The sequence below is a fragment of the Ruegeria arenilitoris genome (genome assembly GCF_013032445.1).
Classification (GTDB): domain Bacteria; phylum Pseudomonadota; class Alphaproteobacteria; order Rhodobacterales; family Rhodobacteraceae; genus Ruegeria; species Ruegeria arenilitoris_F.
Window position 1 is genome coordinate 144,535 of record NZ_WQCA01000002.1, and the last position, 26,653, is coordinate 171,187.

The following is a 26,653-nucleotide window of genomic DNA, read 5'->3' on the forward strand; positions in this document are numbered from 1 at the left end:
GAGGCCCCATGCAGCTTTATTATGCTCCCCGCACGATCTCGATCGCTGTTGCCATCGCCTTGGAAGAAGCCGGGCTGAGTTATGAAGCGATCCAACTGGATTTCACCGGGGGCGAGCAGACAAAGCCTGCCTATAAGCAGATCAACCCCAAGGGCCGCGTTCCGGCGCTGGTGGTGGATGGCGGCATCCTGACCGAAACCGGAGCACTGCTGGAATATATCGCGGCCAAAGCCCCCGAGGCTGGTCTGGTACCTGTGGATCCGATCATGGCGGCGCGGATGCGTGAGGTGACGTTCTACCTTGCCTCGACCATGCATGTGAACCACGCGCACAAAATGCGCGGGCATCGCTGGGCCGACAAAAAATCCAGCTGGAAAGACATGAAAGACAAGGTCGCACAGACGATGACCGCGTCCTGCGAGTACATTTCGTCGAACGGGCTGCGCGGGCCGTTTGTTCTGGGCGAGGCTTTCTCACTGGCTGATGCTTACCTCTATGTGGTCTGCAGTTGGTTGGAAGGCGACGGCGTCGACGTTTCGGCCTTCCCCAAGATTGTCGCCTTCCGTGAGGCGATGGAGGCACGGCCTTCGGTTCAGGCGGTGCGCGCCGCCGGAATGCTCTGACAAAAGGAAATACGATGACACATCTCTGGGTCCGGGCAGAACAGCGCTCGAACGAGGAACGGGTTGGGCTGACCCCCGAAGGCGCCGCAGCCCTGATCGCCGCAGGCATCCGCGTGACGGTCGAGGAGAGCTCGGTACGCGCCATTCCGATTGACGGTTACAAGGATGCGGGCTGTGAGATCGCGGCTGAGAACTCATGGCCCGAAGCCCCGTTGGATGCAATCATCTTCGGCCTCAAGGAACTGCCCGAGGACGGCAGCCCTCTGCCCCACCGCCACATCATGTTCGGCCACGCCTATAAAGGCCAGCACTCCGGCCGCGCGCTATTGGAGCGGTTCAAAGCCGGAGGCGGTACGCTTTACGATCTGGAATATCTGGTGGACGAAAATGACCGCCGGGTTGCGGCCTTTGGCTATTGGGCCGGTTACGCAGGCGCTGCCGTTACACTCAAGACATGGGCCGCGCAGCAACGGGGTCAGGAATGCCCACCGGTGGGTGTCTATCCCAGCAAGGACGCGCTGAATGCCGAACTGCTGGCCGAACTGGACGCCACCGGCGCAGACCGCCCGCGCGCCATCGTCATCGGCGCTTTGGGCCGCGTCGGAACCGGGGCTGCAGACCTGTGCGAAGCGATGGGCGTCAGCGTCACCAAGTGGGACATGGCCGAAACCGCCAGCGGTGGACCGTTCCCGGAAATCCTCGACCACGACCTGTTCCTGAACTGCATCTTCGCGCGCCCCGGCACACCGGTCTTTGTTCCGCCAGAGGCACTGACCGCCCCGCGCAACCTGACCGCCATCGGCGACGTGGCCTGCGACCCGGACAGCGATTACAACCCGGTCCCCGTCTATGACCGCGCCACGACGTGGGAGGCCCCCGCCCTGCGCGTGGCCACCGATCCTGTGATGGACGTGATGGCCATCGACAACCTGCCGTCGATGCTGCCGGTCGAAAGCTCGGAAGACTACGCCGCGCAATTGCTGCCCTCACTGCTGACCCTGGCCGGTCTGGACAGCGGCGTCTGGGGTCGGGCAGAAGCAACTTACAAAACACATATGAGAGGGATCTGAGCGATGACGATTCACTGGTGTGGCACCGGCCTGTCGGCTATCCCCGGCTTGCGCCGCCTAATCGAGGGCGGGCATAAGGTCACCGTCTGGAACCGGACCATCGACAAGGCCAAGGCCGAAGTCGGCGACCTGACCGACGACATCCGTGCCTTCGACATCGACGCCTTGGGCGCAGTTTTGGAAAAGGGCGACGTGATCGTATCCATGCTACCGGGTGACTGGCACGTGCCGCTGGCGGAGCTGGCAATCTCGAAACAGGCCAATTTCGTCTCGTCGTCGTATATCGCGCCTGAAATGCGCGCGCTGGACGACAAAGCGCGCGAGGCCGGTGTGGCGTTGGTCAACGAGGTGGGCCTTGACCCGGGCATCGACCACCTGATGGCGCATGCTCTGGTCGCAGACTACCGCGCCTCGGACGCATTCGATCCGCAAAACCACCTGAGCTTCATCTCTTATTGCGGCGGAATTCCCAAGAACCCCAACCCGTTCCGCTACAAGTTCAGCTGGTCGCCGCTGGGCGTGCTCAAGGCGCTGCGGTCCCCTTCGAAATCGATCCGCGACTACGCACCGCTGGACGTCGCCCGCCCGTGGGACGCGATCACCAGCTATATCGCGCCTTTGCCGACGCCGGAAAGCTTTGAGGTCTATCCAAACCGCGACTCGATCCCTTTCATGGCCGAGTACCAGTTCGAGGAACACTGGCCGGTCAAGGAATTCGTCCGCGGCACCCTACGCCTGAACGGTTGGGCCGATGCATGGTCGGACGTGTTCACTGAGATCGAGACGCTGTCTGGCCCCGAAGGTGACGCCCGCCTGAAAGAAATGTCAGACCAGTTCTGGGCCGAGAACGCCTATGATGAGGGCGAGCCGGACCGCGTGGTTCTGTGCGTTGGTCTGAAGGCGGAAAAAGACGGCATTCCGGTCTGGAACAAGACCTATGTGATGGACGCCTGGGGCGACGCACGTGGCACCGCCATGGCGCGTCTGGTGTCTGTGCCGGTTTCGCTGGCCGTCGAGGCCGTTCTGAACCGCGCCATCCCCGCCGGTGTCCACGCCGCCCCCAGCGACCCGAAACTGGTGCAGGGCTGGATGGCCGAGATCGACAAGCTGGCCCAGCACCTGCAGGTGGTAGATCATTTGAGCTGAACGACTGGCACCGTCCTGTTTGAAGCAGGGCGGTGCCTTTAGTTCAATGCGGCCTGCGCCAAATCGACGAGGTTGCGGCGCATTTGCGGGCTCAAGAGATTTTCGTTCGCAAGTTTCAATTCTTCATCTTCGACGGAACCGCGGGGATAGTGGAACAAACCGCCGTTTACGCAGTCAAACACGCGATTATCTACAAGAAAGCGAGCCGCTTCACTTGAAGGGAAGTCCGTTAAAACCTCCGAAGCTGTTCCCAAATATATCGCCTGAAGAATCATCCTAGCTGGCAGCCCACCTTGTTCAAAGAAATCCTCAAGCGTTTCGAACCCCGCTTCTGACACTGTACTTTCAACAAATTTGGGATAGTGCTCTCCCAATTTCACGATCGCTTCTTCGCAGGTCAAAACGGGGTAGTTTTCTCGCCGCTCGGGGAATAAGGGCGGGCAGTTTGACCCTGCCAACATGCACGCTTCGAAAAACTGTTGTCGCGTTTTCTCGTGGGTCAGATCAACACGAAGCGCTTCTCTGAATGCCTCAGCCGCTGCCCCGTACTGTTCTCGTTCGAGCCGCATCCGCCCAAGTCTGCGTGGCATCCAAAGTAGCCGTTCATTTTCAGCCACCGGGTATTCTTCCATGAGCTGAGAGAAATATGCGTCGGCCTCTTCATATCGCTCCAGCTTTTTTAAAAGACGAAATCGCTGCTTAGCCGTGTAGGTTATCGTGGGGGCCAGTTGATGCGCCTTTTCGATTGCGTCAAATGCAGCCTCATCATCCCCCAATTTGCCTAAAACATGGCTGACCCACTGCCAGGCCTGATGTTCTTCCGCGTTTAGGGTCGCCGCGGCTTTGAACTCTGTTAAAGCGCGCTGGAGGTCTTTTTTTACTATGTAAGCCCGCCCACGGTATATCTGGATAACCGCCAACTCCTCTGGCGTGTACTTTGCGTTTTCAAGAAGGCGGCTGCAGCCCTGAATGGTCTTGTCCGGCTCGGCGTCGGGGCTGTGACAGTCCGCTGCGAGCATATCTGCGACCAAATCACTGTGCTGCTTGTTCTGGTATAACAGAAAAGCGGTTACAAAGATTAGACATGCTGCCGCCAGCCTTACAATACGCCCGTTCAAAACCCCGTCCCTTCAACGCATTAATCAACTTTAACGCGAAATTTCTGACATGATTTCTTGCGATTAACTATCCATCTCGCCATACGACGACAAAAAAGCCACTCCGAAATCTCGGAATGGCTTTGGCTTATTCTACGCTGCGGTCGGTCAGATATAGCGTTCTATAACGTCGTCGATGTCGTTACGGTTGATACCAAGTTCGGCTAGATCTTGGTCCTTCAATCGGTTCAGTTCCTGCGCAGCGCGCACGATTTCTGTTCTGATTAGTTGCAACCGCATTGCCTGATCGAACAACAAAACAGAACTGGCGTTTACTGGCAGCTCGCGGCTGGATCCAGAATCCAACATTCTCTCCTCCATGTTTGACGCCGCGCCTGGCGCGGCGTTCCGATCAGTGCTTGTTACGGTTATAGGGCTGCTTGTGGTAAACACTTTCATAAGCGCGTCGGTTTATCTCGCTGCGCGGAACTCCGATGTCTTCCAACTGTCTATCGGTCAACTTCTCCAGCGACCGGACGGTATTGGCGAAAACTCCACGGCGGAAATGTTCGACACGTGCTTCGGCGTAATTCGAGAACATACCGAAGAAGAGCCCCTTCTGCGGAGTAACTGTTTGTGCGTATCCCATGACTTTCTCCTTTCAGTCTGAATTGCGTTTTTCGTTGCAAAACTGATTAAAGCAGTCGGGATTAACGGCACCGGAGCGTTAGATTAACTTCAGTTTAGAATTGGTGGAATCGCACATCCGACGAAGGCAACGCCACGTTGTTGGCCTACCATTCACTCGGGGTTGTCAGCGCCCAGCACATTTTGGATCAAAAACGCCGCGACCGGATCGACGTCGTCACGTGCCAGAACCTCTTGCAGCGATGCGGTCAGAGCACCCGTTCCCCATACATCGACAGAAAGAGCAATCCAACCCGCCAGAGAGGTGCTGCTTTCCAACTCTTGCCGGTAGATTTCCAGAATTTGCGCCTGCAGCTCTGGCCGTGCGGCACCGCCATCGGTCAGAACCTGGATGAGCTTTTGCCTGTCTTCCTGCGTGCGATGCTGCTGCGCCAATCCGTTTCCAATCAGGTCAACAGCAACGGCTCCGTCCACCTCGATCCCCGCAAGCGCCCAATCGGTCAGGTTCAGGCTACCGGTTTGCAGTGCAGACCGATAACGGCTTTGAACCAGCGCCCGCGCCTCGGGGTCTGATTGCAGCCCCAACAGGCGTATGATGGTTGGCGCATAGGCAAGGCGGTTCACATCGCGCAAGTCCCGCATCAGATGCGCCGTCGGCACAACATCCCGAACCTGCCGCGCAATTGGGTATGGTGCGCGGTGGATCTCGATCAGGGCGGCGTTGCGCAAAATCCGATCTTCATGCGTCAGGAAACGGCTAAAAAAGGCGACGCGGGTTGGGTCATCCGTTTTGCCGATGCTCCAGTCCGCGTGACGGGCGCGCACGGCATCCAAGAAAGCGGTCCGGTCGGGTGTCATCAGAAAGCTCTTCGACCAGACATTTGCATAGCCGCGCCCCGCTTTGTCCTGAACCCCTCCGCCATAGATCATAAGTACGGTTCTGTCCGGATCGGTGCGAAAGGCGGATCGTGAGACACTATCAACCAGAAAGGGGATGTCTGGTAATACCGCAAGCTGCTCTGGTGTGCCCTTGAGCACGGAGACTGGAGAGTAGCTGAACGGATTGTCCGGCGCGGGTGCGGCCAACACCATCACCTGTGCCGACAAGATGCGGTCTGCAAGCGAGTATTCCGGCAGCGTGACACAAACAGCGCAAGCCACTGAAGCGCGCGGCGTGAGAACGCAACAAGCGGTAAATAAAAGCCCCCCGAAAAGACGCCACAAAAGTTGCATCATTCACGCCCTACTTTGTTGTCGGCCATGGCCGTCTCGTTCAGGCCACCAGATGGCCAGTCTACATCAGATCGTTCTCCACGTCCTCTGCTGAGATCCCAAGCGCATCCAGACCATTCTCAAGATGATCCGACAGGTGCGGCGTACCGATCAGGTAGTCGGCACAGGGGGTCGAGGCCTCTGACTTGGCAGTTGCAATCGCTTCAGCCAGGTCCTCGGCGAAAAAGCTCTCGCGACCGATCCACATGACAGCAACCAACTCGGCCTGCTCATCCTCGCCCATACGGTCGATGAAGGCGCGCAGCTCGCCCTCGGCGCGGTTCAGTTCGCGTCCCATCATGGCAACCTGAGCGATTTTTCTTGCCGAGATTTCCAACATGACCCAACTCCTCGTGTTCGCGGTTTCCATCCTAGCACAATCACTCTGAGGTGCCCGAGTCTTTGATCTTACGCAAACAAAGACGCATTAGGGTTCGCGGATGCGGGAAACCGGATGGTCCGGAACGGGGGCAGTGCGAAACGGGTGGAACCGCGCTTTTTTGACCCAAAGTTTCAACGCTTGCCACAAGATCAGAACAAACGCGCGGCGGGCACCGAACGGGCGGCGCAGCAACGACCATAGGATCGCGCCATCAGTCAGCGGCGCACGCGGCCCGGTCAGCGTTGCGATCAGCCCGCCACCCTTGCGCCCATAGTCGATCCACACGCCCACGCGATCCGGGCGATAGTCGAACCGGAAGGTGTAAGACCCTTCGATCTTCTGAAATGGCGAGACATGCATCAGCTTATTCGCCTGGATCCGATCCGAGGGCTGGATTGGAGCGAAGTCGGGATTGTGGCAAAGATAGCTGTGGCGCGTACCGTATGTATTGGTGACCTCGGCCACCACCGCATACAGCTGCTCTTCCGCGTCAAAACAGAACCAGAAACTGACCGGGTTGAAGACATGGCCAAACACGCGCGGTTGAGTCAGCAGGGCAATGCGCGCTGGTTGGGTGACACCCATCTGGTCGAACTGCTCACGCAGCCAAGCGGCACCTCGCCCCTTTCCCGGCACTCCACCATGGTCGCGATCCCGCCAGTTGGTGACATTGGCCCGGTTCAGGGAAAACAACAGCGGGGTACCCGGTTGACCTTCAGGGTCCAGCAGAATGTAGTCGATGGAATAGCGAAAGGCGTTCTGAATATCCCCCTTCCGCCCGTGAAAGGTATGGCCCGCGATATGGTCGATCCTTTTCACGCCGCATTCCTTGCTTTGCCTGTAAACCGTTCAACCGGCATTCTTTTCCCAAACTGTTCGCATCAGATAATACGCAAACTAGCCCGACACGGATCAAAAACCGCAAACAAAGTGATCCGCCTTGGGCTATGCCGCGTATTGTGGTTATGTTTACCGAGATCGATACCGTGACCTTGGATGAACCGGTGGCCGAAAGGCCTGCACTCAAACCTTGGCGCACAAAGAAACGCATCAGGGGCAAGCCGGTGAACAAAGCGGATGGCAGTTGCGAGACCAGAACTGAGTGGGTGAGCCACGTCAGGCGTATTCGGGACGCGCAGGATCAGGCGGCTTTTGCCGAACTGTTTCAGCACTTCGCGCCGCGGATCAAGGCGTTCCTGATTAAGTCGGGGTCTGACGCTGCGCTGGCCGAGGAATGTGCGCAAGAGGTGATGGCGACGTTGTGGCACAAGGCGCATCTGTTCGATCCTACCCGCGCGACCGTCGCCACATGGGTGTTCACGATCGCACGGAACAAGCGCATCGACGTCCTGCGCAAACAACGCCGCCCCGAACCCGAGGACCTGGGATGGGGACCCGAGGCGGAACCGGAACAGGACAACGTGATCGCGCTGCAACAGGAAACCGCGCAGCTGCGCAACGCGATAGCAGCGTTGCCCGAGGCGCAAAGAGAACTGATCGAAAAGGCCTATTTCGGCGATCTGAGCCACCGCGAGATTGCCTCTGCAACCGGATTGCCGCTGGGCACGATCAAATCACGAATACGGCTGGCGCTGGACCGCTTGCGCCACGCAATGAACTGAGATGATGATGATGAGCAACGATATAAAACATCACCTGACAGACGACCTGCTGATGGCCTATGCCGCAGGGACTCTGCCTGAGGCGTTCGACCTGATGGTCGCTACGCATTTGTCCCTGTGTGACCACTGCCGTGCCCGCGCTGAGAGTTTCGAAGCGGTCGGTGGCTGCGTTTTGCAGGATCAGGACGCGACGGCGAGTATGAGCGATAGTTCTCTGGCCGCGACCATGGCGCTGATCGCTCAGGGCGCGCCGGCTGCCAAACCGGCCCGTCCGGGATGTTCAGTTCTGCCCGCGCCTCTGCAGGATTACGTGGGCGGAGGTGTGAATGACATCAAATGGCGGTCCATCGGAATGGGTGTGAAACAGGCGATCCTGCCGACTACACGTGAAGCCACCGCGCGCCTTCTGTTCATCCCGGCCGGTGCAGCCGTGCCCGATCACAGCCACAATGGCATCGAACTGACGATGGTGTTGCAGGGGGCCTTTTCGGATGAGGTCGATCACTTTGCCCGCGGCGATGTTGAGATCGCGGATGAAGACCTGCACCACACGCCGACGGCTGATATCTCGGAAGATTGCATCTGTCTGGCTGTCACAGATGCGCCACTAAAGTTCAACAAACTAATGCCACGTCTGTTCCAGCCTTTCCTTCGTATCTGAGGAATCTGGGTGGTACGTTAACCCCACAGTTGGCTTGGGAGGTGATCATGAAAACGCGTTTGATCCTGAGTATCGTCTTTGCAGGTTTTGCCTGCACCGCCTGGGCGCAACGCGCCGCTGAGGTCAAATTCGAACCCGGCAATTTCGGTACGATGGTCAGCGGCACCATCACTGGTGACGAGTATTTTGACTACAACCTCGGTGCGAGTGCCGGTCAGGAAATGTTTGCAGACCTTCAACTCAGCGACACCAACGGCAATGGCGTGATCTACTTTAACATTCTGCCACCGGGCAGCGATGGGGTTGCAATATACAACGGCTCGATCAACGGCAACACCGCTCGGATCAACCTGCCCGAGGACGGAGATTACACGATCCGCGTCTACCTGATGGGCAACGACCGGGATACCGGCAAGACGGTCGGCTACAATCTGGACCTCTCGATCCAGTAGGGTTCAGCCCTCGGACTTGCCCAACGGCACCACATTGGTGTGATCGTCCGGTGCAAGCTCCTCAAAATCGAAGTTGTCCAACCGCTGCGCCCGCCGCCCGGCTTTTTCCGCGCTGATCTTGATTTCCGAAATATCCTTGGCCGCCTGTCCAAAATGACGGTCTAGGTTCGATACGCGGTCGCCCAGACGCTCTACATCCTTGTGCAGCATCCCCAATTCCTTGCGGATGGCACCCGCCTGTTCCCGCATCCGCGCGTCTTTCAGGATCGCGCGCATCGTGTTCAGAGTCGCCATGCAGGTGGTGGGCGAAACGATCCAGACACGTTTGCTGAAACTCTCCTGCACCAGCTCGGGAAACTTGGCGTGCAGTTCGGCATAGACCGCCTCGGACGGCAGGAACATCAGCGCGCCATCGGCGGTTTCGCCGTCCAGAATGTACTTCTCGGCAATATCGTTGATGTGCTTGCGCACCGTGCTGCGGAACATTTGCACGGCTGCTTTCAGCTCGGCGTCATTTGTCGAGCCGATCAACGCCTCATAAGCCTCCAAGGGAAACTTGCTGTCGATCACGATCGGCCCCGGCGGGTTCGGCAGGTTGATCAGACAATCCGCGCGCCGCCCGTTCGACAGCGTTGCCTGCAACCGAAAACTGTCCGAGGGCAGCGCCTTTGAGACGATGTCGTTCAGCTGAATCTCACCAAATGCGCCGCGGGTCTGTTTGTTCGAGAGGATATCCTGCAGCGACAGCACATCGCCCGACAGTTTGGTGATATTGTCCTGCGCCTTGTCGATGGCCGCCAGCCGTTCCTGCAACTGGGTCAGCGAGGTCGCGGTCTGTTCCGACGAGCCATGCAGCGATTCCTTCATCCGTTCCTGCATCTCGGCCAGCGCGCGCGTCGATTTCATCGCGTTGTCTGCCAACCGATCATTCATCTGCTGCTGCACCGAGGACAGACGTGATTCCACCGTCTGGATCACCTGCACCTGCGCATTTGCCTGTGTGTCCGAGACATGCTGCAAGCCGCCGCGCAGTTGCTCCTGCCCCTGTCCCAACTGCTGCACGTGCTGGCCCAGATGCGCCATCTGCCGTGCCAGTGGTTCCGCCATGCGGGCCGAGCGTTGCGCTGCCCGCATGGACATAAACAGCAGCAACAGAATCAGCGCGACAACGCCCCCCGCAATCAGGATCACGGGGTCATTCAATGCAACTTGGGTGCCAGCAATCTCGATCATGTCGCCTCGGATGTTCTTGTTTTATTCTTCATAACCCGACAGCGTTGCCGGATCAACTGCGGCCGAACAGACGCTCGATATCGCTCAGCTTCAATTCCACATATGTCGGTCGCCCGTGGTTACACTGGCCGGAATGGGACGTTGCTTCCATCTCACGCAACAGGGCGTTCATCTCCTCGGCCCGCATCCGGCGTCCCGACCGAACCGAGCCATGGCAGGCCACCCGGCTGAGGATCGCCTCGATCCGTGCCTGCACCGTCTGGCTTTCGCCCTGATCGGCCAGTTCGTCTAGAATATCCAATATCATCGCGCGAGCATCGACCTCACCCAGAATCGCCGGGGTTTCGCGCACGGCGATAGCACCGCCGCCGAAGGGTTCCAGCGTAAGACCAAGGCGTGACAGGTCGTCGGCCACGGCCATCAGGCGTGCGCAGTCACCTTCGGAAAGCTCGACAATCTCGGGGATTAGCAGCGCCTGTGCGGCGACGCCGTTCTCGGCCATCTGGGTTTTCAGCTTTTCATAGACCAGCCGTTCATGCGCCGCGTGTTGGTCGACAATCACCATGCCATCAGCGGTCTGGGCGATGATGTAATTCTCATGCACCTGTCCCCGCGCAGCACCCAAAGGCAAGTCCTGCGGTGCAGGCTCTTCCATTGCGACCGGAGCCACCGGAGCAGGGTCAACTACGCTGCCGCTGTAATCCCGGGACAGCTCCGCAAAACCCGGAGCCTGCGCCTGATAGGCCACCTGACGGGCCGCAAGTGAGGGCCGATCCATCTGATACACCCGCGCCGGGGCAGGTTGCGCCGGTTCAAGCCGCATCGCGCCAAGCGTTGCATTGGCCACGGTGGTCGAGGCTCGGTGCCCCGCTTCGGCCAGCGCATGCCGCAGGGCCGAAACGATCAGCCCCCGCGCAACGCCCGGATCACGAAACCGGACCTCGGATTTTGCAGGGTGGACGTTCACATCCACCAGCGTCGGGTCGCAATCGATAAACAGCGCCGCCGCCGGGTGGCGATCGCGGCTAAGAAAATCGAAATATGCCGCCCGCAATGCACCGATCAGCATCTTGTCCCGCACGGGGCGACCATTGACGAACAGGTACTGCGCCACAGCTGCACCACGGGAATAGGTCGGCAGGGCGGCATAGCCATAGAGCCGGATGCCTTCGCGTGTGGCGTCGATCTGCAGCGCGTTCTCGGCAAACTCGCGCCCGATCACGCGGGCCAGACGGGCGTGCAGCGCGTCGAACAGATCGCCGTTTTCACGGTCAGCGCGGAAGGTTACGCGCCCCTCGCCTCCACCAGAAACATCACGCAGGGAAAAGGTGATGGCGGGCTCGGCCATGGCGAGGCGTTTCACCGTGTCACCAATCGCCTGAGCCTCAGCCCGATCGGTGCGCATGAATTTCAACCGCGCGGGCGTGGCAAAAAACAAATCGCGCAGTTCCACCACTGTGCCTGTGCGCAGGGCGGCGGGTTTCACCGCCTCCATCTTGCCGCCTGCCACGTGAATTTGTGCCGCATCCGCGCCCGGCACCCGGCTGGTGATGGTCAGCCGCCCGACAGCGCCCAGCGACGGCAGCGCCTCACCCCTGAACCCGAAAGTGTGGATGTTCAGCAGATCCGAGCCGTCAATTTTCGAGGTCGCATGGCGCGACAGGGCCAGCGGCAGGTCTTGTGCCGAAATTCCACAGCCATCGTCGGTGACGCGAATCAGCGTCTTGCCACCATCGGCGATATCTATGGCGATGCGTGTCGCACCGGCATCGATGGCATTTTCCACCAACTCCTTGACGGCCGAAGCCGGACGTTCAACCACCTCGCCCGCAGCGATCCGGTTGATCGCAGCATCATCAAGCTGCCGGATAACGGGTGGGATTTCGCTGATATTGGGGTGTGTCTGCGCCATACCACCAGACCTAGCACACACGCGTACGATTCTGCCACTGGTTTGGATGTATCAATTTTGCAGGAGGGGGCGTTCGAACAATCGCACCGTACCGATGTAACAGACGGTGAACCGGATCGCGATTGTCCGAACGGTCCAAGGTGAGTGGTGGTCTTCCAGTAAATTCAATCGAGTTGGTAGCACGATTGGTAACATGAAGATCATTAACTCTGCCAACAGAGTATTTCTGAGCAGATTCCAGCCGACCGGTCGCAGACAGGGGTGGCGGGAACACGCCGTGTCAAGAGGCCTGGGGCGCTCCGGCGCGGGTTCTACACGGGCCCCACAGCGCTGCGGCGGCCAGGATCAGGCCCGACATAGTGGCGATCATGCCTGCCGCGCTGACAGCGTCCGCCCCGCCCAGCCACAGCGGCCCATATCCCGCCAGCACATAGCCTGAAATCGCTGAAACGCTGGCAAAGACAACGCTCCACGCGATCTGGGTTTCCAACCGGTTGGTCATCATGCGCGCGGCCGCAGGCGGGCAGATAAACATGGCGATCACGATGATCGACCCCACCGCGTCAAAGGCCGCCACGGCAGAGATCGCCGCAACGATCACCAGAGCCATGCCCAGCGTACCGGTGCGAATGCCGATGGTGCGGGCAAAACCTTCGTCAAATGTGGAAATCTTCAATGGGCGCCAGAACAGCCAGATGAACAGAACCACTCCGGCCAGCGTGAAAGTAATGCGCGGCAGTTCCGGCGGCAACCCGGCCAAGGCCGTCAGGTCCAGCAAGGATGACCACCCCACCGCATCCAACCAGATCAGGCTTTCCAGATTGCCGTAAAGCGCATGTTCCACGTCCAGATGCACGGTAGAAGTGTCAGTCTGTTCCAGCAACAGCACACCGCCTGCGAACATGGTGGTGAACACCACCCCCATCGCGGCGCCGGGTTCGATCTGGCCCAGTCGCCGGATCGCCTCGATCATCACTACGGCCACAATCGACGCACCCGCCGCGCCCAGCATCATCGGCCAGGTCGAAATGGCTCCGGTCAGGATAAAGGCCACCACGATGCCAGGCAGCACCACATGGCTGATCGCATCGCCGATCAGGGCCTGTTTGCGCAGCACGAGAAAATTGCCCGGCAGCGCGCAGGCAATGGCCGCAAAGGTGCCGATCAGCAAAGGCGTTAGCGACAGGGGAACAAATTCTTCACCGCTCATGAGGGTACCCCCTGCGGGCCGCCGATCTGGCGGTCGATCTCGGCGATCTGGTCGCGGGTCAGAACAGTTTCGATGTCGCGCAACCCGTCATAGAGCGCCGCGGTCGCCTCATGCGCCTGATCGGCGCGGACGACCTCCCACCGTTTTTCGTCGCGCAGGGCTTTGGCGGCGCGGGCCTTACCAGCCTCGGTGGCGACACCATCGGCACGGGCCAGCCCAGCGCGTTTCAACAGGCGCAGGGTCAGCGGTTCATAGATTTTCTGGTCTTGCGCCAGCGCCAGCAGACCTTGACGGATGTGGACACGGCGCTGAAACCGTAGATGTTTCAGCACCGCCGCCAGAACACCCCGGACTGGGGCCAATAGCAAGGACAGGGCAAAGAAGCCAAAGCTGACCAGCACGATGATCGGACCCGTAGGCAGGTTTGGAGCCGAGGCCGACAGCGCCGCCCCCAGATACCCAGCCAGACCGCCTGCCAGACCGGCCAGCAGCACCACTCGGTCAGACCGTTCCGTCCAGAACCGGGCCGTGACGGCGGGGATAATCAGCAGCGCCACGATCAGGATCAGCCCAACGATCTTGAGGCCAACCACGGTGACAGCCATCACCAACCCCATCATCGCCAGATCAATGCGATGCACAGGTAACCCGCGCGCCGCGGCATATTCCGGATCGAAGGCCACCATGGTCATCGGGCGCCGGATGATCATCACCAGCGCCAGCGTCGCCGCCCCGCCAATCGCGATGATCAGCGCATCGGCCCAGAGCATTCCGGCGGTTGAGCCCAGCAGGAACCCTTCAAGTCCTGCCTGACGTCCAACGCCCATGGTCTGGATGATAGTCAGCAGAACAATGCCAAAGCCGAAGAACACCGACAGGACCGCTCCGATGGCTGCATCCTCGGCCAAACGCGTGCGGCGAGTCAGCCAGTTCATGCACAGCAGGCCAATCCAGGCCGAGATCGCCGACCCGGCCAACAAGCCAATCAGATTGCGGCCATCGCCGCCAAAGGCAACCAAAACCATGAAAGCAAGGCACACGCCCGGCAGTGTCGCATGGCTGATCGCATCGCTGACCAGAGCGCGCTTGCGCAGAAACAGGAAGGTGCCTGTGACCCCGGCAGAGACACCCAGCAAGGTCGCACCGATGGCGACCAGCGTGGCGTTATAGCCAAGCTGCAGGGTCAGAGCGTCCCAAAGCATGGATTACCCCAGAGCGCGAGAGATCTGGTCGATCTGGGCAGTGGCCAAGCGGCCTCCGTACGCCGATTGCAGGGTCTCGGCGGTGAAGGCCTCTGTCACGGGGCCTTCGGCCACTTTGCGGGTGTTGATCAGGAAAACGTGGTCAAAATAGTCGGTGACGGTGGCCAGATCGTGATGCACGACGACAACGGTCTTGCCCGCCTCTTTCAGCGATTTCAGCACTGCGATGATGGCCCTTTCCGTGGCCGCGTCGACCCCGGCAAAAGGTTCATCCAGCAGATACAGATCCGCCTGTTGCGCCAAAGCGCGGGCCAGAAACACCCGTTGCTGCTGACCGCCGGACAGCTGGCCGATCTGGCGATCCGCGAAATCGTGCATACCGACCCGGTTCAGACACTCCATCGCCCGGGCCATGTGGCGCCCGCGAATGCGACCCAGCAGGCCCAACTCCCGTGACAGGCCCATCAGCACGACGTCGATGACACGGGTCGGGAAATCCCAATCCACACTGGCGCGCTGCGGTACATAAGCGATGCGGGCGCGCTGCTGTTCTAGAGGCTTGCCATAGACGGTGACCTGCCCGGACAGTGGCGACACGATCCCCAATGCGGCCTTAAGCAGGGTCGATTTTCCCGCCCCGTTCGGGCCGATGATTGCGGTCATCGCGCCGGGCTGCACGGTCATATCCACCGAGAATACCGCAGGCTTCTGACCGTAGGATACCGTCAGGCCGCGGATGGCCAGAGGGCTGTCCTTCAGGCCACTCTCAGCAACCGAAACACCCTGATTTGTGGCCAGTTCTAGCATTACTTAAAACCCCGCAGACAATTTGCCGTTCATGCCGCGATCGGGCACATCGGCACCCAGCGCGCCCGCGATGACGGTGATGTTGTGATCCAACATGCCGATATAAGTGCCCTCATAAGTGCCCGGTTCGCCCATAGCGTCGGAATACAGCTCACCGCCGACACCCACATCATGACCTTTGGCCGCAGCGCCTTCGATCAGCGCGCGCATCGACCGATCGGACACCGAGCTTTCCACGAACACCGCTTTCAGTTGTTTGTCGACCAGCGTGTCCACCAGCTCTCCGATCCGGTTCAAACCGGCCTCGGATTGGGTCGAGATGCCCTGAATGCCCATCACCTCATAGCCATACTCGGCCCCGAAATAGCCAAAGGCGTCATGCGCCGTGACCAACAGACGGTTGTTTTCAGGAACAGATGCGAGGGCTTGCGCGGCATAGGCTTCCAACTGGTCGATCTCGGCCAGATGCGCCTGTGCGTTGGCAGCAAAGATGTCGGCCGCGTCAGGGCGTGCCTCGGTCAGAGCATCCTGCACTTCAACCACCACATCGCGCCACAGGGCCGGGCTCATCCACACATGCGGGTCATATTTGTCGGCGTAGTCGTCGTGGGCGCGCAATTTCGACGTATCGACCCCTTCGGCAACGGCCATAACGGGCCGCTTGCGGCCCAGATCGTGGAAGAAGTGCTCCATCTGCGCTTCAAGATACAGGCCATGCCACAGGATCAGGTCCGCGCGGGTCATTGCGACGATATCGCTGCGGGTCTGGCGATAGGCATGCGGATCGACGCCGGGACCCATCAGGCCCTTCACCTTGACCTGATCTCCGCCTACCTGACGCGCAGCGTCGGCGATCATACCGGTGGTGGCAACCACCTTCAGCGGCGCTTCGGCCCAGGCCGCCAATGGCAATGCAGCGGCAATAGCCAGTGCTGCAAGAAAGCTGCGACGAATCATGTCAGACCCCGATTTGGAACTCACTTGAGAATGAATATGCGAACCATTCGCAAGTAAGTCAACGCTCTTGCGAATTATTCGCAAGAAAATGCCGATTTTGTCCATTTGGTCAAAAAACATATCGCCCTTGCCGCTCAATGCCTTCCATTTACGCGCAACCCGTGCGAATTTGGCGCAAACCTCCCAAAGGATGTGACTATGGAAACGCAGAGCTCAGAAAGCCCCGTGCGCACCGCGCATCTGCCGCAAGTGACCGAACCCAGAAACCCCGGTATGGACCTTGATCTGGACTGGGTGCGCGCCGTGCAGGCCAACACCTCGGCGATCGAACGCCGCGCGGCGACCCTACCCGGTCGTCGGTCGGTGAAAAAAGACTATCAGGCCGCGTGGCTGTTGAAGGCGGTCACCATGATCGACCTGACCACGCTGGCAGGTGACGATACCGTGGGCCGCGTGCGCCGCCTATGCGCCAAGGCGCGCCAGCCCGTTTCGCCCGCTTTGCTGCAGGCAATGGATATGCCGCCGATCACCACCGGCGCGGTCTGCGTGTATCACGACATGATCGAAACCGCGGTTGCGGCGCTGAAAGGCACCGGCATTCCCGTGGCCGCGGTATCCACCGGCTTTCCGGCCGGCCTGTCTCCATTCCACCTGCGCGTGGCCGAGATCGAGGAAAGCGTAAAAGCCGGGGCCGAAGAGATCGACATCGTGATCTCGCGCCGCCACGTGCTGTCGGGTGACTGGCAGGCTTTGTATGACGAGATGAAAGCCTTCCGCGCGGCCTGCGGCGATGCCCATGTCAAAGCCATCCTTGCGACCGGAGAGCTGGGCAGCCTGCGCAACGTCGCCCGCGCCTCGTTGGTCTGCATGATGGCGGGCGCCGATTTCATCAAGACCTCGACCGGGAAGGAAAGCGTCAACGCCACCCTGCCCGTATCTCTGGTGATGATCCGCGCGATCCGCGACTATTATGACCGCACCGGATATCGTGTCGGCTACAAACCGGCGGGTGGTATCTCGAAAGCCAAAGACGCGCTGGTTTATCTGTCGCTGATCAAGGATGAGCTGGGCGACCGCTGGCTGGAGCCGGACCTGTTCCGCTTTGGCGCGTCATCGCTGCTGGGCGATATCGAGCGGCAGTTGGAACACTATGTGACAGGCGCGTACTCCGCCGGCCACCGTCACTCCATGGGCTGAGGACAAGAACAATGACAGTCAAAGAGATTTTCGAAACCATGGACTACGGCCCCGCCCCCGAAAGCGCTGCTGAGGCTCTGGCTTGGCTGGTCGATCAGGGCGACAAGTTCGGCCACTATATCGACGGCGCCTTCACCAAGCCTGGCAAAGGGTTCGAAAGCCGCAACCCGGCGACCGGAGAGGTGCTGGCCAAGCTAACGCAAGCGAAACAGGCCGACGTGGACGCCGCCGTCGCTGCCGCCCGCAAGGCGCAGCCTAAGTGGGAGAAGCTGGGCGGCGCAGGCCGCGCGCGGTATCTCTACGCCATTGCACGCCTGTTGCAGAAACATGCGCGCCTGTTTGCTGTGCTGGAAAGCCTGGATAACGGCAAGCCGATCCGGGAATCGCGCGATATCGACATCCCTCTGGCGCAGCGGCACTTCTACTACCATGCCGGAATGGCACAGTTGATGGAAAGCGAGCTGCCCGATGCTGAGGCGCTGGGCGTTTGCGGGCAGATCATCCCGTGGAATTTCCCGCTTCTGATGCTGGCGTGGAAGATCGCGCCTGCGCTGGCGATGGGCAACACGGTGGTTCTGAAACCGGCCGAATACACTTCGCTCACCGCGCTGCTGTTTGCCGATATCTGTACGCAGGCTGGGTTGCCCAAGGGTGTGGTCAACATCGTTACCGGCGATGGTGCGGTGGGTGAGATGATCGTCGCCGCAGACGTGGACAAGATCGCCTTTACCGGTTCGACCATTGTGGGCCGCCGCATCCGCGAGACGACCGCAGGTTCGGGCAAGGAACTGACCTTGGAACTGGGTGGCAAGTCCGCCTATGTCGTGTTCGACGACGCCGATATCGACTCTGCCATCGAAGGTCTGGTCGACGCGATCTGGTTCAATCAGGGTCAGGTTTGCTGCGCGGGCTCGCGCCTGCTGGTGCAGGAAGGCATCGCAGACCGTTTCCATGACAAGCTGCGCGCGCGGATGGACAAGCTGCGTATCGGCGATCCGCTGGACAAATGCATCGACGTGGGCGCTGTTGTGGACCCGGTTCAGTTGCAGACCATCAAGGGTATGGTCGACAGCAACACCGTCGGCCACGTCCATCAGGCAGCCTGTGAACTGCCTGCGAATGGCTGCTACTACCCGCCGACACTGATCTCGGGGCTGGAAACGTCCGATCCGCTGATGCAGGAAGAGATCTTCGGCCCGGTTCTGGTGTCCTCGACCTTTCGCACACCGGAAGAGGCCGTCGAACTGGCCAACAACACCCGCTATGGGCTGGCCGCGACGGTGTGGACCGAGAATGTGAACCTGGCGCTGGATATCGCGCCCAAGCTGGTTGCTGGCGTGGTCTGGGTCAATGCTACCAACCTGTTCGACGCTGCCGCCGGGTTTGGCGGCGTGCGCGAAAGCGGCTTTGGCCGCGAAGGCGGTTGGGAAGGGCTGGCGGCCTACACCAAGCCCAAGGGCAAGGCCAAACCGCTGACGAAGGTTGAAGCGATAACCGGAGAAGGTGCTCCGGTCGATCCCATCGACCGCACCGCCAAGATGTATGTGGGTGGCAAGCAGGCGCGGCCCGACAGCGGCTATTCCAAACCCATCTGGGGCAAGTCGGGACTGCTGGGACATGTCGGCCTTGCCAACCGCAAGGACGTACGCAACGCGGTTGAGTCTGCGGCGGGTGCCAAGGGCTGGTCCAAGACCACTGGCCATCTGCGAGCGCAAATCCTTTATTACATCGGTGAAAACCTCTCCGCCCGTGCTGACGAATTCGCCGCACGTATTGACGCCATGACCGGGGCCAAGACCGGTGCGAAAGAGGTCGAAACCTCAATCCAGCGCCTGTTCACCGCTGCCGCCTGGGCCGACAAATATGACGGTCAGGTCCACTGCGTTCCAATCCGGGGCGTAGCAATTGCCATGAAGGAACCGGTCGGCGTTATCGGTGCACTCTGCGCGGATGAGGCGCCGCTGCTGGGTCTGGTCTCGGCCATGGCCCCGGCAATCGCGATGGGCAACCGGGTGGTGTTGGCGGCATCCGAACCCTATCCTTTGGCGGCAACGGATTTCTACCAAATCCTCGAAACGTCAGACGTTCCCGCAGGTGTGGTCAACATCCTGACCGGCAGCCATGCGGAACTGGCGAAACCTCTGGCCTCGCACCTGAACGTGGATGCGGTCTGGTCGTTCTCGTCCACCGACCTGTCGAAAGAGATCGAGGCCGTCGCAGCCGGGAACCTGAAACGCACCTGGGTCAATAACGCGACGGCATTCGACTGGGGCATGGACCATTCCCGCCGCTTCCTGCAGTCTTCGACCGAGATCAAGAACATCTGGGTGCCCTACGGAGAGTAGGGCTCCCCTCCAAGGGAGGCCTACATGGATTTTTCAGGAAAAACCGTCATCGTTATCGGCGGCACCAGCGGCATCAACCGGCGCATTGCCGAAGCCTTTGCAGCCTCGGGGGCAAAGCTGGCAGTGGCCAGCCGGTCGCAGGAAAAGGTGGATGACACAGTCGCCGCACTGAAAGCAGCGGGCGCGGCGGACGCAATTGGTGTAGCTTTTGATGTGCGTGACCCCGAAGCGGTTGCGGCAGGCCTGAAACAATTCCACAAGGCGTTCGGCGATTTCGAAGTGCTGGTTTCAGGCGCAGCGGGCAACTTCCCGGCGCTGGCGGCTGAGATGTCGGTTAATGCATTCAAAACTGTGATCGACATTGACCTGATGGGCACGGTGCACGTGATGAAAGGGGCCTATCCCTACTTAAAACGCCCCGGCGCCAGCATCATCAACATCTCAGCGCCGCAATCTTATCTGCCGTACGAAGGTCAGGCTCATGTCTGCGCCGCCAAGGCGGGTGTCGACCAGATCACCCGCACCCTGTCGATGGAGTGGGGGGGCGAAGGCATCCGCGTGAACTCGGTCGTACCCGGTTTCATCGAAGGCACCGAAGGCGCGAAACGTCTGGCCCCCACCGAAAACGCGCATGAAGAGCTGCGCCGGGATGTCCCACTCGGTCGTTGGGGTCAGCCGCAGGATGTGGCCAATGCCTGCCTGTTCCTCAGCTCGGATCTGGCCAGCTATATCAGCGGCACCGTGATGGCTGTGGACGGGGCGCTGTATCAGCGCGGCTCGGGCAAGTTCGGACAGATGATGGGGCAGATGTTGCGAGCGCAGAAAAAGAGTTGAGACCCACCAGGCAAATGAAGCTTGGCCTGGTTATTTGGATGCTCAGTGATCAAACTGAGTATCTGGGTCATCGTGACCCGATACCCTGAAATACAGCCCGACAGCGACCAACAGAGACGTCAGGACACCGGCGACAACATATAAGGCAAAAGCGCTGAGCAGAGATTGACCAAGTACAAGTGCCGCAACAAAAGTCAGCAGAGCAGCCATTGTTCCCAATCCCACTATAACAACAACCATAGCGCCCAGCTTCGTCCTTGATCCTATTGCGGGCGATGGCGACGTGAGTAGCCAGACCCATCCCCTTCAACCATATTTTTCCTGACCTTTCTGGCCAAAATATGGCTACGATGAGTGTAGGTCGCTTTAGACAGCGGTTATACTGCTCTGTACCTACCTCAAACTCGATTACAGTTCCTCAAAAGGTCACGGAGTTTTCCCTCCGTGACCTGAAACACGCCTATGGCGCAGATTGGCACCTCGCGCAACTTAGCGATGAGCGGGTCTATGCCGCCGCTTGAGCAAAAATACACCCATCGACCCGACGACAGAACGCCCAACCGGGCAAACCCTACCATGCCGAGTCCGACACTGCCGGCCACGCCATAGAGAGCTCGGCGCTAACCGTCCAGCCCTTCCGGTTTCCCGACGATGGTAAAGTGCAGACCTTCAGGGTCCAGCAACTCGGATGCGACGCGGTTCACATCCTCGAGGGTTACTGCATTCACCTTGTCGTTGCGCGTGGTGATGTAGTCGATGGGCAAATTATCCATCTGCATACCGACCATGATCCCGGCAATCTGTCCGTTGCCATCGAACCGCAGCGGATAGGCCCCTGTCAGATAGGTCTTGGCGTCATCCAGCTCTTTCACGGTCACGCCCTCAGACGCGGCACGGGCCCATTCACTGCGGATCACCTCAACCGTTTCGGCGATGCGGTCATTGGCCGAAGACACAGAGCCCAGGTAAACCGAGGCCAAGTCCTTGGGAACCAAATAAGTTGCCACGCCATATGTCAGACCACGTTTTTCCCGCACCTCGTGCATCAGCCGGCTTTCAAACCCACCGCCACCCAGAATGTGGTTCAACACAAAGGCCGCGAAAAAGTCGGGGTCGTGCCGGTCGATACCAGCTTGTCCGAACAGAGCTACGGATTGCGGTGTGTCGAACTCGACGACACTAACGCCACCGGGGATAGATACATCGGCACGGTCCGGAATCGGCTTGCCGGTCTCGGGCAGGTCCGCCAGCAGCTTGTCTAGCAGCGCACCCAGTTCTTCAGCGGTGATATCGCCCACAGCACCGACATAGAGCCGGTCCTTCGCGAAGACATTGTCATAGGCCGTCACTACATCATCGCGACTGAGCGCGCTGACGCTGTCGATGGTACCTTTGCCTTCGGTGCCATAGGGGTGATCACCATAGGCAATCTGCGCAAAACTCCGCCCAGCTATGTCGTTGGGATCAGTCTGATCGGACCGCAACCCGGACAGGACCTGCGCTTTCACCCGTTCAACCGCATCCTCATCGAAGCGCGGTTCATGAATCGTAGTTCGCAGCAGGTCTATCACTTCATCGCGGTTTTCGGTCAGAAACTGTGCCGAGATCGACACCGAATCATCAGTCGCGTTGTACCGGAACGAGGCCGCCAAAGATTCCAGTTCGCGCGCATAGGTGCGGGCATCCATGTCGCCTGCGCCTTCCTCAATCAGGCCGCTCATCAGGTAAACTGCGCCGCGTTTACCGGGTTCATCCAGCGACGTCCCGCCACGAAAGCGCAGCTCCAGCGCAGTAAAGGGGATCGAGTGATCCTCGACCAGCCAAGCGGTGATGCCGCCGGGCGAGGTCACTTCTTCGATCTCGATCTCGGCCCATGCGGGCAGCGCGATGACAAAGGCAATCAGGGTTGCAAAGATGCGTTTCATTGCGTCACCTCATCGTCTTTCATCAGCCAGCCCGTCACGGATGTTTCGGGTTGCAGCACTTCACGGGCGGCAGCGATGATCTCCTCCCCGGTCACGGCCTGCAGGATATCGGGCCAGGCCTGCACATCCTCGACCGTCAGGCCACTGGTCAGCGCGCGGCCATAGCGGTTGCCGATCCCATCAACGTTGTCGCGGGCATAGGTCTGAGCCGCTCGCAACTGCATCTTGATCCGATCAAGGTCTTCTTCGTTCACGCCTTCGGCGATGAAATCGGCCACGGCCTGATCCATCGCGTCCTCAGCCTCTTGCAAAGACACGCCCTGCGCCGGAACGACCAGCAGATCAAAGGTCGTGTCGTCCAGCGAAACGCCACGGTAGAAGGCCCCGGCGTAGACAACCATTTGCTGCTCGAACTGCAGCTTTTCGTTCAGGTAGGACGTGGTACTGCCGCCCAGCAACTCTGCCAGCAAAAACAGCGCCGCCGCCTTCTCTTGCTCACCCGGATCACGCTCAGGTGCCAGATAGCTGCGCTGCACATAGGGCTGCGACAAACGCGCGTCTTTGAAGGTCAGGCGACGTTCGGCTGTTTGCGGCGGTTCCTGTGAACGTACACGTTCCGGCAGGTCCGGGTTGGCCGGTATAACACCGTAATATTGCTCGGCCAGTGCTTTGACCGCGTCGGGTTCCACATCACCGGTCACGACCAGAATGGCGTTATTGGGCGCGTAGTGGGTTTCATAGAAGGACAGCGCGTCCTCCATATCCAAAGTCTCCATCTCATGCCGCCAGCCAATGATCGGAACGCTATAGCCGTGATTGAGGTACTGCGCCGCGCTCATCTGCTCGCCGAACAGGGCACGAGGGCTGTTGTCGGTACGCTGGTTGCGTTCCTCAAGAATCACGTCGCGTTCGGTGACGATATCTTCTTCGCTCAGGCGGAGATTGCGCATCCGGTCCGCCTCCATCCGCATCATCAGTTCCAACCTGTCTGCAGCGACGCGCTGAAAATAAGCGGTGTAGTCGTAAGAGGTGAACGCGTTGTCATTGCCGCCGTTGGCCGCGACGGTGGCGGAAAATTCACCCGGAGCCAGCGTATCGGTGCCTTTGAACATCAGATGCTCAAGGAAATGCGCAATGCCGGACGTTCCGACCGGCTCATCCGCCGACCCAACGCGATACCAGACCATGTGTTGCACGACTGGCGCGCGGTGATCTTCGACTACAACGACATCCATGCCGTTTTCCAGCGTAAAGGTAGTGACCGCCTCGTGCCCCTCTTTGGCAATCAAAGGGGTGGCGGCAACCAGGGCGGCAGACAAGGCCAGAGCCCGAACCATGGGGCGTCCTCCGTTTCGTTTTGTGGTGTTCAAACTACGGCGGTGGGGCGCAGGTTCAAGGGTGATGACGGAAAGTTAAGATTTATTCATCAGCCGGAGGCGCAGACGGCGTCTCAAGCCCCGCGCGGCGCGCCGCTTCGTTCTGCAGATCGGCATCCAGCGCCTGACGCTGGTAAACCTGAGAATAACGATCCACCTTGAACAGACGCAAGCGGGTCAGACGGCCCTGCTTTCTGCGGAACTCGGCATCTTCGCTATCGACAACCTGCCGCGCGTTGGAAGGTACGCCATAGCGACTGGAGGCTGTCACAAGCGCCGCATCAGTGGATGGGATGGCGGTATTTGCATTCAGTGCCGCTGCGTTACCGCCCAGGGCCACAACCGCGTCCGCCTTTGGGTTCGGGTCGGTCAGGTTGGTTCCACCCGGCGTGGGCGCAGGCAGGAACTTGTAGTCCTTGGGCTGGGTCAGCGGTTCTACAGGCATGACCGAGAACTCATCCGGGCCGTCACCCGGTGCCTCAAGATGGCGCAGACCGATGTCAGAACACCCCGCAACTGCAAAGGCCAATGTCACAGCAAGTATGGAACGCGGCAACCGCATCAGAGTCTCCAGCCAGTTTCAGGCGCTTTTATCGCATTTCCCCGGGCGCGTCACGAGGGCTTTTTGCCCTCGAACAACACAAGCCCGATAGCGCCTGCAAAGATGAACACATCGGCCAGATTGAACACAAACGGGTTGTTGATGCCGCAGCAGGACATGTTGAGGAAATCCAGAACATAGCCATAGATCACCCGGTCCAGTACATTTGCCAGCGCCCCACCGATCAGCAACCCGCCGCAGAACAGCATCATCTTGGACGGTGCCGTGCGCATCAGCCAGATCAGCACGCCGATCGAGATGGACAGGGAGATACCGATCAGAACCCAGCGGGCAGTGTCGGTATCGCCTTGGAAGAGGCCAAAGTTGATACCGCGATTTTCACCGTATTTGAACACCAACAGGGGCGGCAGGACATCGATATTGCCCTCGGCCACGCGCATCACGTGAACGACCAGATACTTGCTGATCTGGTCGATCAGAAACGCGGCCAGCGCGGCCCAGAGCAGAAGGCGATAGCGCATCAGTGACGGAAATGGCGCATGCCGGTAAAGACCATGGCCAGACCAGCCTCGTCCGCCGCCGCGATCACCTCATCATCACGCATCGAGCCACCGGGCTGGATAACACAGGTCGCACCAGCCTCGGCAGCCTCCATCAGACCGTCGGGGAAGGGGAAGAACGCGTCCGAGGCCACGGCTGAGCCGATGGTCAGCGGTTGCGGCAGACCCAGCGCGTCAGCCATGCGTTCGGCTTTCTTGGCGGCGATCAGGGCTGAGTCCACACGACTCATCTGGCCCGCACCCACGCCCACGGTCGCACCGTCCTTGACGTAGACGATGGCGTTGGATTTGACGTGTTTCGCCACTTTCCACGCAAACAGCAGGTCGCGCATCTGCTCCTCGGTCGGGGCCTTCTTGGTGACCACTTTCAGGTCATCCATGCCAACAAAGCCGTTGTCCTTGTCCTGAACCAGCAGGCCACCCGCCACCTGACGCACAGTTTTGCCACCAGCGGTCACATCCGGCAGACCTTCGGTCGTCAGCAAACGCAAGTTTTTCTTTGCTGCGAAAATGGCTTTGGCCTCATCCGAGGCACCGGGGACGATCACAACTTCGGTGAAGATACCGGTGATTTCCTGCGCAGTTTCCGCGTCCAGCGGCTGGTTCAGCGCTACGATGCCACCAAAGGCCGAGGTGCGATCACAGTCGAAGGCGGCCTTGTAGGCGTCCAGCAGGGTTGCGCCCTTGGCCACACCGCAGGGGTTGGCGTGTTTGATGATGGCGCACGCTGCACCTTGTGCCGGGTCAAACTCGGCCACCAGTTCGAAAGCGGCATCGGTGTCGTTGATGTTGTTGTAGCTCAGTTCCTTACCCTGATGCTGTACGGCGGTTGCCACGCCGGGGCGACCCGTGCCGTCGGTGTAGAAAGCCGCCGACTGGTGGCTGTTTTCGCCATAGCGCAGGGTTTGTTTCAGCTCACCGGCAAAGGCGCGGCGTTTAGGGGCCTCAAGCTCCAGCGCGTCGGCCAGCCAGTTCGATACGGCGGTGTCATAGGCGGCGGTGCGGGCATAAGCCTTTTGCGCCAGCTTGCGGCGGAATTTTGGGCAAGTCGCGCCCTTGTGCTGGTCCATGTCACCCAGCAGTTTCTCGTAGTCCTCGACATCCACGACCACGTTAACGAAAGCATGGTTCTTGGCCGCCGCTCGGATCATCGCAGGGCCACCGATGTCGATATTCTCGACACATTCATCATAGTCGGCACCTTTGGCCACGGTCGCCTCGAACGGGTAGAGGTTCACGACCAGCAGATCGATCGCGCCGATGCCGTGTTCGGTCATCGCGGCGACATGAGTGTCGTTGTCACGCAGCGCCAGCAAGCCACCATGCACCATCGGGTGCAGGGTCTTCACCCGGCCGTCCATCATTTCGGGGAAGCCGGTAACCTCACTGACATCCTTCACCTCAAGCCCTGCATCGCGCAGCGCTTTGGCGGTGCCGCCGGTCGACAGCAGCTCGACCCCGCGCTCGGACAGCGCCTGTCCCAGTTCGATCAATCCGGTCTTGTCGGATACGGAAAGCAACGCGCGGCGCACGGGGTGAAGGTCGGTCATGGGTCCAAAG

General features: G+C 59.9%; 27 protein-coding genes. 9 read left to right on the forward strand and 18 right to left on the reverse strand.

Going from position 1 to position 26,653, the window contains the following annotated elements; translation table 11 throughout:
- Window positions 1-8: 8 nt before the first annotated feature.
- From GOW98_RS03060 to GOW98_RS03070, 3 genes are read left to right on the forward strand one after another with little or no spacing between them, the layout of a single operon-like run.
- A complete protein-coding gene (locus tag GOW98_RS03060; RefSeq protein WP_170329597.1) occupies window positions 9-623 on the forward strand; it encodes a glutathione S-transferase family protein in 615 nt (204 codons plus the stop codon).
- A 14-nt stretch (window positions 624-637) separates the two neighbouring features.
- Window positions 638-1,693: a saccharopine dehydrogenase gene (locus GOW98_RS03065; RefSeq protein ID WP_170329598.1), complete on the forward strand. Its 1,056-nt coding sequence runs from the start codon at window positions 638-640 to the stop codon at window positions 1,691-1,693.
- A 3-nt stretch (window positions 1,694-1,696) separates the two neighbouring features.
- Window positions 1,697-2,839 (forward strand): saccharopine dehydrogenase family protein, encoded by a 1,143-nt coding sequence (locus GOW98_RS03070; protein WP_170329599.1) that lies wholly within the window; start codon window positions 1,697-1,699, stop codon window positions 2,837-2,839.
- A gap of 38 nt (window positions 2,840-2,877) precedes the next feature.
- Here the strand turns inward: GOW98_RS03070 and GOW98_RS03075 are convergent, their stop codons facing one another.
- The 6 genes from GOW98_RS03075 to GOW98_RS03100 form a co-directional block, all read right to left on the reverse strand.
- Window positions 2,878-3,957 (reverse strand): tetratricopeptide repeat protein, encoded by a 1,080-nt coding sequence (locus tag GOW98_RS03075; protein ID WP_170329600.1) that lies wholly within the window; start codon window positions 3,955-3,957, stop codon window positions 2,878-2,880.
- Between the two features lie 147 nt (window positions 3,958-4,104).
- Entirely contained in the window at window positions 4,105-4,305 is a 201-nt protein-coding gene (locus tag GOW98_RS03080; RefSeq protein WP_170329601.1) for a hypothetical protein, read from the reverse strand.
- 43 nt (window positions 4,306-4,348) lie between these two features.
- Complete coding sequence (locus GOW98_RS03085) at window positions 4,349-4,585, reverse strand: DUF1127 domain-containing protein (protein WP_170329602.1); 237 nt, start codon at window positions 4,583-4,585, stop codon at window positions 4,349-4,351.
- Between the two features lie 152 nt (window positions 4,586-4,737).
- Window positions 4,738-5,745 (reverse strand): hypothetical protein, encoded by a 1,008-nt coding sequence (locus GOW98_RS03090; RefSeq protein ID WP_170329603.1) that lies wholly within the window; start codon window positions 5,743-5,745, stop codon window positions 4,738-4,740.
- 133 nt (window positions 5,746-5,878) lie between these two features.
- Complete coding sequence (locus GOW98_RS03095; RefSeq protein ID WP_170326413.1) at window positions 5,879-6,196, reverse strand: DUF3775 domain-containing protein; 318 nt, start codon at window positions 6,194-6,196, stop codon at window positions 5,879-5,881.
- 87 nt (window positions 6,197-6,283) lie between these two features.
- Window positions 6,284-7,057, reverse strand: coding sequence for a DUF1365 domain-containing protein (locus GOW98_RS03100; RefSeq protein WP_170329604.1), 774 nt, complete (start codon window positions 7,055-7,057; stop codon window positions 6,284-6,286).
- A gap of 146 nt (window positions 7,058-7,203) precedes the next feature.
- On the opposite strand from GOW98_RS03100, the gene GOW98_RS03105 reads away from it, so the two are divergent.
- Genes GOW98_RS03105 through GOW98_RS03115 form a run of 3 tightly spaced genes read left to right on the forward strand, consistent with a single transcriptional unit; the run spans window position 7,204 to window position 8,973 of the window.
- Window positions 7,204-7,860 carry a sigma-70 family RNA polymerase sigma factor gene (locus GOW98_RS03105; RefSeq protein ID WP_170329851.1) on the forward strand — a complete coding sequence of 219 codons (657 nt, stop codon included), beginning with the start codon at window positions 7,204-7,206 and terminating at the stop codon, window positions 7,858-7,860.
- 10 nt (window positions 7,861-7,870) lie between these two features.
- Window positions 7,871-8,521: a ChrR family anti-sigma-E factor gene (locus GOW98_RS03110; protein WP_170329605.1), complete on the forward strand. Its 651-nt coding sequence runs from the start codon at window positions 7,871-7,873 to the stop codon at window positions 8,519-8,521.
- Window positions 8,522-8,568: 47 nt separating this feature from the next.
- Window positions 8,569-8,973, forward strand: a complete 405-nt coding sequence (locus GOW98_RS03115; RefSeq protein WP_170329606.1) for a hypothetical protein — start codon at window positions 8,569-8,571, stop codon at window positions 8,971-8,973.
- A 3-nt stretch (window positions 8,974-8,976) separates the two neighbouring features.
- Here GOW98_RS03115 and GOW98_RS03120 read toward each other — a convergent pair whose 3' ends face one another.
- The 6 genes from GOW98_RS03120 to GOW98_RS03145 all read right to left on the reverse strand — a co-directional run bounded on the left by GOW98_RS03120 (window position 8,977) and on the right by GOW98_RS03145 (window position 16,294).
- Window positions 8,977-10,206 carry a DNA recombination protein RmuC gene (locus tag GOW98_RS03120; protein ID WP_170329607.1) on the reverse strand — a complete coding sequence of 410 codons (1,230 nt, stop codon included), beginning with the start codon at window positions 10,204-10,206 and terminating at the stop codon, window positions 8,977-8,979.
- 52 nt (window positions 10,207-10,258) lie between these two features.
- Window positions 10,259-12,118, reverse strand: coding sequence for a DNA mismatch repair endonuclease MutL (gene mutL / locus GOW98_RS03125; RefSeq protein ID WP_170329608.1), 1,860 nt, complete (start codon window positions 12,116-12,118; stop codon window positions 10,259-10,261).
- A gap of 280 nt (window positions 12,119-12,398) precedes the next feature.
- Window positions 12,399-13,328: a metal ABC transporter permease gene (locus GOW98_RS03130; protein WP_170329609.1), complete on the reverse strand. Its 930-nt coding sequence runs from the start codon at window positions 13,326-13,328 to the stop codon at window positions 12,399-12,401.
- Window positions 13,325-14,530 (reverse strand): metal ABC transporter permease, encoded by a 1,206-nt coding sequence (locus tag GOW98_RS03135; RefSeq protein ID WP_170329610.1) that lies wholly within the window; start codon window positions 14,528-14,530, stop codon window positions 13,325-13,327. Before GOW98_RS03135 ends, GOW98_RS03130 begins: the two co-directional genes overlap by 4 nt.
- 3 nt (window positions 14,531-14,533) lie before the next feature.
- Entirely contained in the window at window positions 14,534-15,337 is an 804-nt protein-coding gene (locus tag GOW98_RS03140) for a metal ABC transporter ATP-binding protein (RefSeq protein WP_170329611.1), read from the reverse strand.
- A 3-nt stretch (window positions 15,338-15,340) separates the two neighbouring features.
- Window positions 15,341-16,294: a metal ABC transporter solute-binding protein, Zn/Mn family gene (locus GOW98_RS03145; protein ID WP_170329612.1), complete on the reverse strand. Its 954-nt coding sequence runs from the start codon at window positions 16,292-16,294 to the stop codon at window positions 15,341-15,343.
- Window positions 16,295-16,492: 198 nt separating this feature from the next.
- Here GOW98_RS03145 and deoC point away from each other — a divergent pair, with 198 nt between their 5' ends.
- Genes deoC through GOW98_RS03160 form a run of 3 tightly spaced genes read left to right on the forward strand, consistent with a single transcriptional unit; the run spans window position 16,493 to window position 20,670 of the window.
- Window positions 16,493-17,491 carry a deoxyribose-phosphate aldolase gene (gene deoC / locus GOW98_RS03150; protein ID WP_170329613.1) on the forward strand — a complete coding sequence of 333 codons (999 nt, stop codon included), beginning with the start codon at window positions 16,493-16,495 and terminating at the stop codon, window positions 17,489-17,491.
- An 11-nt stretch (window positions 17,492-17,502) separates the two neighbouring features.
- Complete coding sequence (locus GOW98_RS03155) at window positions 17,503-19,836, forward strand: aldehyde dehydrogenase family protein (RefSeq protein ID WP_170329614.1); 2,334 nt, start codon at window positions 17,503-17,505, stop codon at window positions 19,834-19,836.
- 24 nt (window positions 19,837-19,860) lie between these two features.
- Complete coding sequence (locus GOW98_RS03160; protein ID WP_170329615.1) at window positions 19,861-20,670, forward strand: SDR family oxidoreductase; 810 nt, start codon at window positions 19,861-19,863, stop codon at window positions 20,668-20,670.
- A 42-nt stretch (window positions 20,671-20,712) separates the two neighbouring features.
- Here the strand turns inward: GOW98_RS03160 and GOW98_RS03165 are convergent, their stop codons facing one another.
- From GOW98_RS03165 to purH, 6 genes are all read right to left on the reverse strand, one after another.
- The gene (locus GOW98_RS03165; protein ID WP_170329616.1) at window positions 20,713-20,880 is read right to left on the reverse strand and encodes a hypothetical protein; all 168 of its coding nucleotides are present in this window, start codon (window positions 20,878-20,880) and stop codon (window positions 20,713-20,715) included.
- 410 nt (window positions 20,881-21,290) lie between these two features.
- The gene (locus GOW98_RS03170) at window positions 21,291-22,595 is read right to left on the reverse strand and encodes a M16 family metallopeptidase (protein ID WP_170329617.1); all 1,305 of its coding nucleotides are present in this window, start codon (window positions 22,593-22,595) and stop codon (window positions 21,291-21,293) included.
- Window positions 22,592-23,932: a M16 family metallopeptidase gene (locus GOW98_RS03175; protein WP_170329618.1), complete on the reverse strand. Its 1,341-nt coding sequence runs from the start codon at window positions 23,930-23,932 to the stop codon at window positions 22,592-22,594. The genes GOW98_RS03170 and GOW98_RS03175 overlap by 4 nt, the downstream gene beginning before the upstream one ends.
- A gap of 82 nt (window positions 23,933-24,014) precedes the next feature.
- Window positions 24,015-24,533 (reverse strand): DUF3035 domain-containing protein, encoded by a 519-nt coding sequence (locus tag GOW98_RS03180; RefSeq protein WP_170329619.1) that lies wholly within the window; start codon window positions 24,531-24,533, stop codon window positions 24,015-24,017.
- A 50-nt stretch (window positions 24,534-24,583) separates the two neighbouring features.
- Window positions 24,584-25,054, reverse strand: a complete 471-nt coding sequence (gene lspA / locus GOW98_RS03185) for a signal peptidase II (RefSeq protein ID WP_170329620.1) — start codon at window positions 25,052-25,054, stop codon at window positions 24,584-24,586.
- Window positions 25,054-26,643 (reverse strand): bifunctional phosphoribosylaminoimidazolecarboxamide formyltransferase/IMP cyclohydrolase, encoded by a 1,590-nt coding sequence (purH, locus tag GOW98_RS03190; protein WP_170329621.1) that lies wholly within the window; start codon window positions 26,641-26,643, stop codon window positions 25,054-25,056. Before purH ends, lspA begins: the two co-directional genes overlap by 1 nt.
- Window positions 26,644-26,653: the final 10 nt, after the last annotated feature.